General features: G+C 68.2%; 8 protein-coding genes. 4 read left to right on the top strand and 4 right to left on the bottom strand.

Annotated elements, in window-relative coordinates; all coding sequences use genetic code 11:
* The first annotated feature begins 133 nt into the window (after positions 1–133).
* Complete coding sequence (locus XAN126_RS0120080; RefSeq protein ID WP_024280352.1) at positions 134–1,081, top strand: 3-hydroxyacyl-CoA dehydrogenase; 948 nt, start codon at positions 134–136, stop codon at positions 1,079–1,081.
* A 45-nt stretch (positions 1,082–1,126) separates the two neighbouring features.
* A complete protein-coding gene (locus XAN126_RS0120075; protein WP_024280351.1) occupies positions 1,127–2,077 on the top strand; it encodes a 3-keto-5-aminohexanoate cleavage protein in 951 nt (316 codons plus the stop codon).
* 321 nt (positions 2,078–2,398) lie between these two features.
* Here the strand turns inward: XAN126_RS0120075 and XAN126_RS0120070 are convergent, their stop codons facing one another.
* Together XAN126_RS0120070 and gltB are read right to left on the bottom strand one after the other, a co-directional pair.
* Complete coding sequence (locus tag XAN126_RS0120070; protein ID WP_024280350.1) at positions 2,399–3,820, bottom strand: glutamate synthase subunit beta; 1,422 nt, start codon at positions 3,818–3,820, stop codon at positions 2,399–2,401.
* 198 nt (positions 3,821–4,018) lie between these two features.
* Positions 4,019–8,722: a glutamate synthase large subunit gene (gltB, locus tag XAN126_RS0120065; RefSeq protein WP_024280349.1), complete on the bottom strand. Its 4,704-nt coding sequence runs from the start codon at positions 8,720–8,722 to the stop codon at positions 4,019–4,021.
* 649 nt (positions 8,723–9,371) lie between these two features.
* Here gltB and XAN126_RS27320 point away from each other — a divergent pair.
* Complete coding sequence (locus tag XAN126_RS27320; RefSeq protein ID WP_024280348.1) at positions 9,372–10,253, top strand: hypothetical protein; 882 nt, start codon at positions 9,372–9,374, stop codon at positions 10,251–10,253.
* Between the two features lie 15 nt (positions 10,254–10,268).
* Here XAN126_RS27320 and XAN126_RS0120055 read toward each other — a convergent pair whose 3' ends face one another.
* Positions 10,269–10,850 (bottom strand): YqaA family protein, encoded by a 582-nt coding sequence (locus XAN126_RS0120055; RefSeq protein WP_024280347.1) that lies wholly within the window; start codon positions 10,848–10,850, stop codon positions 10,269–10,271.
* 474 nt (positions 10,851–11,324) lie between these two features.
* Between XAN126_RS0120055 and XAN126_RS29330 the strand changes: the two genes are divergently transcribed.
* Complete coding sequence (locus XAN126_RS29330; RefSeq protein ID WP_280938294.1) at positions 11,325–11,459, top strand: hypothetical protein; 135 nt, start codon at positions 11,325–11,327, stop codon at positions 11,457–11,459.
* A 208-nt stretch (positions 11,460–11,667) separates the two neighbouring features.
* On the opposite strand, the gene XAN126_RS0120045 is transcribed toward XAN126_RS29330, so the two are convergent.
* Positions 11,668–12,708, bottom strand: coding sequence for a 2-dehydropantoate 2-reductase (locus XAN126_RS0120045; protein ID WP_024280346.1), 1,041 nt, complete (start codon positions 12,706–12,708; stop codon positions 11,668–11,670).
* Positions 12,709–12,893 lie beyond the last annotated feature (185 nt).

Below are 12,893 nucleotides of genomic sequence, written 5' to 3'. Positions count from 1 at the left end.
CGGCTTGTCCGGGGCATCCACCCTGCCGGGAGAGGCGTTCCCGGCAGCCATGCGCCGGACTTTCGGCAAGGTGGATCCCCCGGACAAGCCGGGGGATGACGACGGTTTGCAGTGAATCCATGAAGAGGCAGTCATGACCAAGATCGCCATCATCGGCTCCGGCTTCATCGGCCGCGCCTGGGCCATCACCTTCGCCCGCGCCGGGTTCGACGTGGCGCTGGCCGACAAGGCGCCGGGGGCGCCCGAGGCGGCGCTGGCCTATATCGAGGGCGTGCTGCCCGATCTCGCGGCCAACGACCTCCTCAACGGCGCCTCGCCCGAGGCGGTGCGTGCGCGCCTTTCCGCCGCCGGTTCCTATGCGGAAGCGCTGGACGGCGCCGTCCACGCGCAGGAGAACGCGCCGGAAGACCTTGCCCTCAAGCAGGCGCTCTATGCGGAACTGGACGCGATCGCTGCGCCCGAGACGGTGCTCGCCTCCTCCACCTCGGCGATCCTGCCCTCGCGCTTTACCGAGACCCTGACGCATCGCGAGCGGGTGTGCGTGTGCCACCCCATCAACCCGCCCTATCTCATCCCCGCCGTGGAGGTGGTGCCAGCGCCCTGGACCTCCGCGGAGACCATGACCCGCGCCGCCGACCTCATGCGCGCCGCCGGCCAGTCGCCCATCGTGATGAAGCGCGAGCTGGACGGCTTCGTGATGAACCGCATGCAGGGCGCGCTTCTGGAAGAGGCGTTCCGCCTCGTGGCGGACGGCTATGCCAGCGTCGAGGACGTGGACATCGGCATCCGCGAGGGGCTGGCGCTGCGCTGGTCCTTCATGGGGCCGTTCGAGACCATCGACCTCAACGCGCCCGGCGGCGTCGCCGACTATGTGGCGCGCTACCAGCAGATCTATGAGCGCATCTCGCCCGACCAGTGGCGCCGCGTGGACTGGGCCGGCCCGGTGCTGGAAACCGTGCTCGCCGAGCGCCGCGCGCGCCTTGCCCACGATGCCCTTCAGGAGCGCCAGGTGTGGCGCGACCGCCGGCTGATGGCGCTGGCCGCTCACAAGCGCAAGGCCGACAAGGACATCGGCGCCTGAAGCTTTCGCCTTTCCGACATTCACGACCACTGAGGCAACACCGTCATGACCGAGGCCGCCCCCAAGAAATCCAACCGCAAGGTCATCATCACCTGCGCCATCACGGGGGCGATCCACACGCCCACCATGTCGCCCTATCTGCCCATCACGCCGGACGAGATCGTCGCCGACGCGCTGAAGGCGGCCGAGGCCGGCGCGGCCATCCTGCACCTGCACGCCCGCAACCCCGAGACCGGACAGCCGGACCAGACGCCGGAGGCGTTCGCACCCTTCCTGCCGCGCATCAAGCAGGCCACCAGCGCGGTCATCAACATCACCTCCGGCGGCAGCCCCTACATGAAGGTGGAGGAGCGCGTGCTGCCCGCCGCCACCTTCAAGCCGGAAGTGGCCTCCCTGAACATGGGCTCCATGAATTTCGGGCTCTTCCACCTGCTCGACAAGTACAAGGAGTTCAAGCACCCGTGGGAGAAGACGCATCTTGAGAACACGCGCGATCTCGTCTTCCGCAACACCTTCAAGGATATCGAATATATCCTGACCACCTGCTACGACAACGGCACGCGCTTCGAGTTCGAGTGCTACGACATCGGCCATCTCTACAATCTCGCGCACTTCCTGGAGCGCGGGCTGGTGAAGCCGCCGCTGTTCGTGCAGTCCGTGTTCGGGCTTCTCGGCGGCATCGGTCCCCACCCCGAGGACGTGATGCACATGAAGCGCACCTGCGACCGGCTGTTCGGCGATCAGTATCGCTGGTCCGTGCTCGGCGCCGGCCGCAACCAGCTGCCGATTGCCGCCATGGCCGCCTCCATGGGCGGCAACATCCGGGTGGGGCTGGAGGATTCACTCTGGGCCGGCCGTGGCAAGCTCGCCACCTCCAACGCCGATCAGGTGAAGCTCGCCGCCAAGATCATCGAGGGCCTGGGGCTGGAAGTGGCCAGCCCCGACGAGGCGCGCGAGATCCTGGAGCTGAAGGGCGCCGACAAGACGAACATCTGAGGAGGCTGTACCGCCCTCGCACCCCGGACGCATGCAGCAGCGATAGCGGAATGCGATCCGGGGCCCAGCACGATTATATCCGCTTGTCATCGCCCGGCTTGTCCGGAAGCCGGCTGTTGCCGACTTCCGTTCCCAATGGCGAAACCCGGCAACAGCCGGGTTTCGGGCGATCCACCGGGCCGCTGGAGCAATGTCCGGAGGATTTACCGGACCACACCGTGGATCGCCCGGACAAGCCGGGCGATGACGGCTTGGGGAGTCTTGCGCTGGCCCCCGGATCAGCGCTCCACCTTCGGTGTCGCTTGTCCGGGGAACGGGCGCTCAGCGCGGCAGGGTGGTGGCGCCCATCAGGTCCTTGTCGATGGCGTGGGCGGCCTGGCGGCCTTCGCGGATGGCCCAGACCACCAGCGACTGGCCGCGGCGCATGTCGCCGGCGGCGTAGAGCTTGGGCACGGAGGTGGCATAGGCCTCCTCGTCCGCCTTCACATTGCCGCGCTTGTCCAAAGCCGCGCCGGACTGCTCGATGAGCCCGGCGAACAGCGGGTGGGCGAAGCCGATGGCGAGGAAGACGAGATCGGCGCGCAGCACGAACTCGGTGCCGGGGATGGGCTGGCGCTTGGCATCGACGCGGGCGCACTTGACGCCGGTGACGCGGCCGTTGCGGCCCTCGATGCCCAGCGTCGCGCAGGCGAACTCGCGCTCGGCGCCCTCGGCCTGGGAGGAGGAGGTGCGGAACTTGGTGGGCCAGAAGGGCCACACCGCCAGCTTGTCCTCCTTCATGGGAGGCACGGCGCGGATGTCGAGCTGGGTGACGGAGAGCGCGCCCTGTCGGAAGGCGGTGCCCACGCAGTCGGAGGCGGTGTCGCCGCCGCCCACCACCACCACATGCTTGCCGCCGGCGAGGATCGGGACCTCGTTCACCGGCTCGTCGCTCTCGCGGCGGTTGGATTGCACGAGATAGGGCATGGCGAAATGCACGCCCTCCATCTCCTGCCCGGGGAGGCCCGGATCGCGCGGGGCCTCGGAGCCGCCAGCGAGCAGCACCGCGTCATGGCCGTCGAGCAGTTCCTGAAGGGGGCGCACCACACCGATATTCTCGTTGTAGTGGAAGGTGACGCCTTCCCCCTCCATCTGCTTCACCCGGCGGTCGATGTGGTGCTTCTCCATCTTGAAGTCGGGGATGCCATAGCGCAGCAGGCCGCCGGCCTTGGGCTCGCGCTCATAGACATGCACGTCGTGGCCGGCGCGGGCGAGCTGCTGGGCGGCGGCGAGGCCCGCCGGGCCGGAGCCGATGATGGCGACCTTCTTGCCGGTCTTCACGGCGGCAGGCTCGGGCTTGATCCAGCCCTTCTTCCACGCCTTGTCGGCGATGGCCTGCTCCACCGTCTTGATGGTGACGGGCACGTCCTCGAGGTTCAGCGTGCAGGCTTCCTCGCACGGGGCGGGGCAGATGCGGCCGGTGAATTCGGGGAAATTGTTGGTGGAGTGGAGGTTGCGGGCGGCCTCTTCCCACTCGTTGCGATAGACGAGGTCGTTCCAGTCCGGGATCTGGTTGTTGACCGGGCAGCCGGTGGAGCCGTGGCAGAAGGGGATGCCGCAATCCATGCAGCGCGACGCCTGGTTCTCCACCTCGGCGTCGGGCAGCGGCAGCGTGAACTCGCGGAAATGGCGGATGCGGTCGGATGCGGGCTGATACTTCTGCTCGCGCCGATCAATCTCCAGGAACCCCGTGACCTTGCCCATAAAAACCTCGTTGGCGAACCTTGAGGGAACCGCCGCGCGCGCCGGATGTCTCGGCGTGCCGCACCACGAGTTCCATTACAAGAATTGTTCCAGCTTGAGGACTCGGTTTTCGCGCGCGTTACCGCGCGGGCTTCCCGAGCCCGCTCGCCGGCCACTCGGGCCGGCCGGCGTCCCCTCCGGGGAGGGGACGCTCCCGCCTCATTCGGCCGCCGCGAGGCCGCGGCGCTTCTCCATCTCGCGCAAGGCGCGGCGGTATTCCACCGGCATCACCTTGACGAATTTGGAGCGGTAGTCCGCCCAGTTGTCGAGGATCATCTGCGCCCGCGCCGAGCCCGTGTGGTGCAGGTGCTTGGCGATGAGCTGGTGCAGGCGCTCCTCGTCGTGGCGGGACATGTCGCCCTGCACGTCGATGCGGCCCTTGAACTCCAGGTCGCCGCCGTGGTGGTGGAGGCGCTCCAGCAGATCCTCCTCCTCCTCCACCGGCTCCAGATCCACCATGGAGAGATTGCAGCGCTTGGCGAAGCTCTTGTCCTCGTCGAGCACGTAGGCGACGCCGCCGGACATGCCGGCCGCGAAGTTGCGTCCCGTGGGGCCGATGACCACCACGATGCCGCCGGTCATGTATTCGCAGCCATGGTCGCCAGTGCCTTCGACGACGGCGATTGCCCCCGAATTGCGCACCGCGAAGCGCTCCCCGGCGATGCCGTGGAAGTAGCATTCGCCCTGGGTCGCGCCATACATCACGGTGTTGCCGACGATGATGGAGTTCTCCGGAACGATGGCCGAATGGGCCGGCGGCCGCACGATGATGCGCCCGCCCGAGAGGCCCTTGCCCACGTAGTCGTTGGCCTCGCCGATGAGGTCGAAGGTGACGCCCGCCGCGAGGAAGGCGCCGAAGGCCTGGCCCGCGGTGCCCGAGAGGGTGACGTGGATGGTGTCGTCGGGCAGGCCGGCGCCGCCATAGGCCTTGGCCACCGCGCCCGAGAGCATGGCGCCGGCGGAGCGGTCCACCGAGCGGATGGGGGTCTCGATGACCACCTTCTCGCCGCGCTCCAGCGCCGGGGCCGCCTTTGCGATGAGGGTGCGGTCGAGCACCTTCTCGATGGGGTGGTGCTGGCGCTCGGTGTGGCGGATGCCAACCTCGGCCGGCACCTGCGGCACCGCGAAGATGCGCGAGAAGTCGAGGCCCTTGGCCTTCCAGTGGTCAATGGCGGCCTTCTGGTCCAGCACGTCGGCGCGGCCCACCATCTCTTCCAGCTTGCGGAAGCCGAGGGAAGCCATGATCTCCCGCACCTCTTCCGCGATGAAGAAGAAGTAGTTGATGACGTGCTCGGGCGTGCCCTTGAAGCGCTTGCGCAGCACGGGGTCCTGCGTCGCCACGCCCACCGGGCAGGTGTTCAGGTGGCACTTGCGCATCATGATGCAGCCCGCCGCAATCAGCGGGGCGGTGGAGAAGGCGAACTCGTCGGCGCCGAGCAGGGCGCCGATGATGACGTCCCGGCCGGTGCGCAGGCCGCCGTCCACCTGCAGCGCGACGCGCGAGCGCAGGCGGTTGGCCACCAGCGTCTGCTGGGTCTCGGCGAGGCCCATCTCCCACGGCGAGCCGGCGTGCTTGATGGAGGTGAGCGGGCTCGCGCCCGTGCCGCCCTCGAAGCCGGAGATGGTGATGTGGTCGGCGCGCGCCTTGGCGACGCCGGCCGCCACCGTGCCCACGCCGACCTCGGAGACGAGCTTCACCGACACGTCCGCGTCGGGGTTCACGTTCTTCAGGTCGTAGATGAGCTGGGCGAGGTCCTCGATGGAATAGATGTCATGGTGCGGGGGCGGGGAGATGAGGCCCACGCCCGGGGTGGAGTGGCGCACCTTGGCGATCACCGCGTCCACCTTGTGGCCGGGCAACTGGCCGCCCTCGCCGGGCTTGGCGCCCTGCGCGACCTTGATCTGCATCACGTCGGAATTGACGAGATATTCCGCCGTCACGCCGAAGCGGCCGGAGGCCACCTGCTTGATGGCGGAGCGCATGCTGTCGCCGTTGGGCAGGGGCTTGAAGCGCTCCGGCTCCTCGCCGCCTTCGCCGGTGTTCGACTTGCCGCCGATCCGGTTCATGGCGATGGCAAGCGTGGTGTGCGCCTCCCGCGAGATGGAGCCGAACGACATGGCGCCGGTGACGAAGCGCTTCACGATCTCGGAGGCGGGTTCCACGTCCGCGACGTCCACGCTCGCCTGCCCGATCTCGCCCGCCGACCGGATGCGGAACAGCGAGCGCACGGTGAGGAGGCGCTTGTCCTCCTCGTTGATCATGGCGGCGAACGCCTTGTACTTGTCCTGCGCGTTGCCGCGCACCGCATGCTGGAGCGCCGCCACCGAATCCGGCGACCACGCATGGTCCTCGCCGCGGATGCGGTAGGCGTATTCGCCGCCCACATCGAGCGCCATGCGGAACACGGGCGCGTCCGAGAAGGCGAGGGTATGCCGCAGCACGGTCTCTTCCGCGATCTCCGGCAGGCCCACGCCCTCGATGGTGGTGGCGGTGCCGAAGAAATACTTCCGCACCAGCTCGGAGGAGAGGCCCACCGCGTCGAAGATCTGCGCGCCGCAATAGGACTGGTAGGTGGAGATGCCCATCTTGGACATCACCTTCAGCAGTCCCTTGTCGATGGACTTGATGAAGCGCTTCACGATCTCCTTGTCGTCCACCTCCTCCGGAATCTCGTCCTTCATGGAGAGCAGGGTCTCGAAGGCGAGATAGGGGTTGATGGCCTCGGCGCCGTAGCCGGCGAGACAGGCGAAGTGATGCACCTCCCGCGCCTCACCGGTCTCGACCACAAGGCCGACCGAGGTGCGCAGGCCCTTGCGGATGAGATGGTGATGCACCGCCGCCGTGGCGAGCAGCGCCGGGATCGGGATGCGGTCCGGTCCGATCATGCGGTCGGACAGGATGATGATGTTGTAGCCGCCGTGGACCGCCGCCTCGGCGCGCTCGCATAGCCGCTCGACGGCATCCTCCATGCCCGCCGCGCCCTTGTCTGAGGGGTAGGTGATGTCCAGCGTGCGGGTGTCGAACCGCTCCTCCATGAAGCCGATGGAGCGGATCTTCTCCAGGTCCTCGTTGGTGAGGATGGGCTGGCGCACCTCGAGCCGCTTGCGGCGGGCGTTGCCCTCCAGGTCGAAGATGTTCGGCCGCGGCCCGATGAAGGAGACGAGGCTCATCACCAGCTCCTCGCGGATCGGGTCGATGGGCGGGTTCGTCACCTGCGCGAAGTTCTGCTGGAAGTAGCTGAACAGCGACTTGGACTTGTTGGACAGCACGCTGATGGGCGTGTCGGTGCCCATGGAGCCGACCGCTTCCTGGCCGGTGATGGCCATGGGCGCCATGAGCAGCTTGAGGTCTTCCTGCGTGTAGCCGAACGCCTGCTGGCGATCGAGCAGCGACACGTCGGTGCGCACCTCGCGCGCCTCGACGGGGCGCAGGTCCTCGAGCACCAGCTGGGTGTGCTTCAGCCACTCCTTGTAGGGATTGGCGCGGGCCAGCTCGGTCTTGATCTCCTCGTCGGGGACGAGGCGGCCTTCCTCGAGGTCCACCAGCAGCATCTTGCCGGGCTGGAGGCGCCACTTGGTGACGATCTTTTCCTCGGGCAGCGTGAGCACGCCCATTTCCGAGGCGAGCACGATGGTGTCGTCGTTCGTCACCATGTAGCGGGCGGGGCGCAGGCCGTTGCGGTCCAGCGTCGCGACGATCTTCCGGCCGTCAGTGGCGACGATGGCGGCGGGGCCGTCCCACGGCTCCATGAGGGAGGCGTGATACTCGTAGAAGGCGCGCCGCTCCTCGTCCATGAGCGGGTTGCCGGCCCAGGCCTCGGGCACCAGCATCATGGCCGCGTGGGGCAGCGAGTAGCCGCCCTGCACCAGGAATTCGAGCGCGTTGTCGAAGCACGCGGTGTCCGACTGGCCCTCATAGCTGATGGGCCAGAGCTTGGAGATGTCGGCGCCGAACAGCTCGGAATCCACGCTCGCCTGCCGCGCCGCCATCCAGTTGACGTTGCCGCGCAGGGTGTTGATCTCGCCGTTGTGCGCCACCATGCGATAGGGGTGGGCCAGCGGCCAGGCCGGGAAGGTGTTGGTGGAGAAGCGCTGGTGCACGAGGGCGAGCGCGCTCTCGAAGTCCGGGTCGTGCAGGTCCGGATAATAGGCGCCGAGCTGGTCGGCGAGGAACATGCCCTTGTAGACCAGCGTGCGGACCGACAGCGACACCGGATAATAGCCGGCGGTGCGCGGGTCCCTTGCGCCATAGACGGTGTTGGAGATTACCTTGCGCAGCACGAACAGGCGGCGCTCGAAGCCGTCCTCGTCGCCCGCGAACTCGCCGCGGCCGATGAAGATCTGGACGTGCTTGGGCTCGGTCGGCAGCACGCTGACGCCGAGGGAGGAATTGTCGGTGGGCACGTCGCGCCAGCCGATGAGCTCGAAGCCCTCTTCCGCCACCACCCGCTCGTAGGCGGCGCGCACGATGGCCTCACCCTCGGCCTCGCGCGGCATGAAGATGTGGCCGACGGCATACTGGCCGGGCTCCGGCAAGGCGAAGCCGAGGCGCGCCGCCTCCTTGGCGAAGAACTTGTGCGGGATCTGCACCAGCATGCCCGCGCCGTCGCCGGCGCGCGGATCGGCGCCCACCGCGCCGCGGTGCTCCAGGTTGAGCAGGATGTTGATGCCGTCCTGCACGATGTGGTGGCTCTTGCGGCCCTTGATGTCGGCGATGAAGCCCACGCCGCAGGCGTCACGCTCGTGCGCCGGGTCGAACAGGCCGAAGGCGTCCGGACGGCCGACGATCGCCGTGTCTTTCACGGCGGCGGCAGTCTGAGCCACGCTTCCGATCAAGCCATCCTTGCGATCCATCGGTGCCATCTGACCATTCCTTTTCCATAGGGCGGCGCGCCGCCCGCATTTTCCGGCTGTGCCGCCGGCTTCCCCAGACTGTCGGTGCCCGTGCGCATCGCGCCGGGCGCCGGACCCCCTTCGCCCGGACGGGGCGTCCGGCGATATCCGATACCTGCTTTGCAACTTTTGCACCACAGCCGCGCCGCGCGGAACTGCGCCTCCGTCCGACTTCGGCCGGCGGCGGGCCAGCCCTGTGGAACGTGAGCTCGGCAATTCAGCGCGCACGGGAGATAGGGAAGTACGACTGCCCTATCTCGGCGAAGATGACAGAAAAGCAGCAGCCTCACAAGCGCCACGATGGCGCAGAAGCGGTCAAATTGGCGAAAAATTGCGCGACTGGCGGTTCTGGCGCAAGAACGGTACGGGGCGGTTGGCCCGCGCGCAACGGGATTTCGGCGCCTCCCGGCGGGTCCGATGCCCGATGCGGCCGATTGCCGGTTCCCGCCCCAATTTTGCGTCCCGACTTGCGTCCTACGGCTGCCGCATTGGAAGGCTTAGGTGAACGGGAATCAGGCGGCTCCGCCGGGTCCCGTCTTCGCATGCGTGGACGCGCGCGGAGAAGAAGGGGCGCAGGCCGACCGACCGCCTCACGTTTCTACCGATCCGGAGCAGCGCCGTGCACCACACCCTCTCCCTTCCCCTCGGCTCCCGGCCGGTGCTGCGCGCGGCGGCCGTCTCTGCCCTTCTCCTCGGCAGCGCGCTGCCGGCGGCGGCGCAGGTGCTGATCTATGAGGGGCAGCCCGGCCTTGCGCCGCGCGGCTATCCGGTGCCGCCCGGCGCTTATCCGCCCGGCACCTATCCCAGTGGGGCGTATGGCGTGCCGCAGGCGCGCTATCCGGTGCTGCCGCCTGAGGAGATCCGGTCCATCGTCCAGAGCATGGGCTACTGGAGCATCGGTGCGCCCAAGCTCTCAGGCCGCTTCTATCTGGTTGCCGCATCCGATCAGGAGGGGCGGGCGCTCTTGCGGGTGAATGCCTTTACCGGCCGTGTGGTCAGCGCGCGCACCATCCCCGGCGGACCCGCCGTGGCTGCGCCGGCTCCCGCGCCCCAGCGTCAGGCACCGCCCGCGACGGCGCGCGCCGTTCCGCCGGCTCCGGCGCCGTCCTATTCCGCTGCCCCGTCACCCTCGATGGCCGGAACCCCGGCGCCGCTGCCGCCCCAGCGCCCGCCGGAGGCCACCATGGCCGCAGTAACGCCCGCGCCTGCCGCCGTGGCCCCCGCCGCGCCGGTCGCCACCACGCCTGCGCCTGCAGTTGTACCCGCGCCTACTGCCGCTGCAGCGACGCCTCCGGCCCAGTCGGCGCCGGGCGCCAGCGCGAATGCGCCGGCCGGGCAGACGGCCGCCCAGCAATCGGCCAATGCCGCGCCCTCCGCGACCCCGGCGCAGCCGGCGAGCCCGGCCCAGCCACAGAAGCGCAAGGCCGGTGCCGGCACCGCGACCACCGACAGCGCGTCGGCGGGCACCGCCTCGGTCCTGTCGCGTCCGAAAGGTCAGTAAAGAAGGCCGGCGGCCTCAGATGAAGTAGGCCGCGGCCACCAGTCCCAGCACCACCACCGCCAGCAGACCCAGCGTGACGAGGCCGAGCCGCTTCTCGATGAACTCGCGCGCCGACGGGCCGAAATAGTGCAGCAGCGCCGCCAGCAGGAAGAAGCGGGCGCCGCGGGTGATGACCGACAGCACGATGAACCAGAACAGGCTGTAGTTCGCGAAGCCCGAGGTGATGGTGACCAGCTTGAACGGGATCGGCGTGAGCCCCTTCAGCAGGATCACCCAGTGCCCGTAATGGGCATAGGCGGCGCGGAACTGGTCGACCTTCTGGCCGTAGCCGTAGAGGTCGATGAGGAACTTGCCCACGCTGTCATAGAGCAGCGCGCCGATGGCGTAGCCGACGAGGCCGCCCAGCACCGAGGCGATGGTGGCGATGAGGGCGTAGCGCCAGGCCTTGTCCGGCCGCGCCAGCGTCATGGGCACCTGCAGCACGTCCGGCGGCACCGGAAACACCGAGCTTTCCGCAAAGGCGACAAGGGCGAGGGCCCAGGGTGCCGACGGCTTCGACGAATACGCGATGATCCAGTCGTAGAGCTTGCGGAGCATGGGCGCCTTGCTGCGTCGCGAAAAGGTGCCCTCGCTTAGAGCCTGTAACGATCCGAGTAAAGCGCCGCGCGGGCCTGCCGGCGCGGTCTTTCGCCAGCCCGCGGCGCGGGCTCCCGTTCGCGGCGTCTGGCCGGGATGTACCCCGCTGCGGCACCGCGTAAACCGCTGCTTTACCACCCCGGTTCACGCAAGGGTGCTGTGACTCGCAGGACACAGACACATGACGCGGCGCGGTGTAAACCCGATTTCGCTGCGGTCGAGTCGCGGGGGCGTCACCCCGGTCGCGGTGCCGGCGGGGCAGGCCACGCCCCGGACGATTTCCGGGGAACACCCGGGTGCCGTTCAGTCTTTATGAACCGCTGCTGACGCACTCATTCAGCTCCGGTGCCGCACGGGAAGCGTATTTCGTGCTGCACCGCCGCAAGCGGGTGTCGTCGGCGACGGAAGCCGCGACGCAAGTTCTGAGGATCGAGGATGACCAAGCGAATCGCCGTGTTTGCCGCTCTCGTGCTGGGCTATGTGCTGACAGGCATGGCGCTGAACGCCAGCCAGCCGGCCGACGCCGCTTCCCCCGTTTCGCCTGCCGCCGCGCAGAGCGAGGCCGACTGAACGCATCCCGATCAAGGCGCCCGTCCGGGGCGCCTCCTGCCCAAGGTTCGGTTGGAACGTCGGCGGGTGTGAGGTCGAGGGCCGCGCGGTTTTCCTGAAGCGACGCAAACATGAAAAAGGCCGGGCAAGCGCCCGGCCTTTTCATTTTCAAGTCGCCCTGCTGCCGCGTCCGATGACCGGGCGGACCCGGCCATCGGGAGGGGAGGTCTCAGTGGACGGCGGCCTTCTTCTGCGGCTCGAGATCGGCGGCGGTCAGCGGCGGGTTGGCGAGGATGCCGCCGAGGCCGGCCATGGCGGCGCGCTGGCGCACCAGGGCCAGCACCACGTCGAGGGTGGGGGTGGGCATGTCCAGCATCTGGCCCATTTCCTGGACGACGCTGACCAGCGGATCGATCTCCATGGGGCGGTCGCGCTCCAGGTCCTGGAGCATGGAGGTCTTGTGCGCGCCCACGGCGCCGGCGCCGTTGATGCGGCGTTCCACGTCCACGCGGAAGTTGACGCCGATGCGCTCGGCGATGGCCTTGGCTTCCAGCATCATGGCCTTGGCCACGGCACGGGTGCCGGGATCGGCGGCAATGAGGTCGAGGGTGGCGTGGGTGAGGGCGCTGATGGGGTTGAAGCAGAGGTTGCCCCACAGCTTCAGCCACAGCTCGTCGCGGATATTGGTCATCACCGGCGCGCGCAGGCCGCCCTTTTCCATCATCTGGCTGAGGGCGGTGACGCGGGGTGTGATCTCGCCCGACGGCTCGCCGAGGGGGAACTTGTCGCCGTAGATGTGCTGGATGACGCCGGGCGCCACCACCTCGGTCGCGGGATAGACGATGCAGCCGATGGCGCGCTCGGGACGCAGCACTTCCCACTGCTTCGCGCCGGGATCGATGGTGGCGAGGGTGCGGTTCTCCAGCGCCCCGCCATGCTTGTAGAAGTACCAGTAGGGCACGCCGTTCACGGCGGTGACGACGGAGGTGTCGTTGCCGAGGAGGGGGCGGATCTGCTGCACCACGCCGGGCACCGAATGGCCCTTGAGGGCGATGATGACGTAATCCTGCGGCCCCAGCTCGCGCGGGTCGTCGGTGGCGCGCACCTTGGCGACGCGCTCTTCGCCATTGATCAGCAGCTTCACGCCATTGGTCTGCATGGCCTCCAGATGGCCGCCACGGGCCACCAGGCTGACATCGGCGCCGGCCTGGGCGAGCTGCACGCCCAGATAGCCGCCAATGGCTCCGGCACCGTAAATGCATACCTTCATGGCTGATCCTCCCTGCTGAGCGCGATCTTTGTCGTATTATGTATACCAGATTAGCGGGCAGCCCCGCCGTCCGGCAAGTCCCGGACACAATACTTATGGAAATTAATTCCGCAACGTGGAAAATTTGACGCAGGGGCAGCGCACGGGGTGGACGGGCGCGAGGGGAAAGATAGTTTGATGCGCAA

Origin of the sequence: Xanthobacter sp. 126 (assembly GCF_000526175.1) — a bacterium.
GTDB lineage: Bacteria > Pseudomonadota > Alphaproteobacteria > Rhizobiales > Xanthobacteraceae > Xanthobacter > Xanthobacter aminoxidans.
The sequence above is the reverse complement of the archived record's forward strand: the minus strand, read 5'-3'. Positions and strand labels throughout refer to the sequence as shown.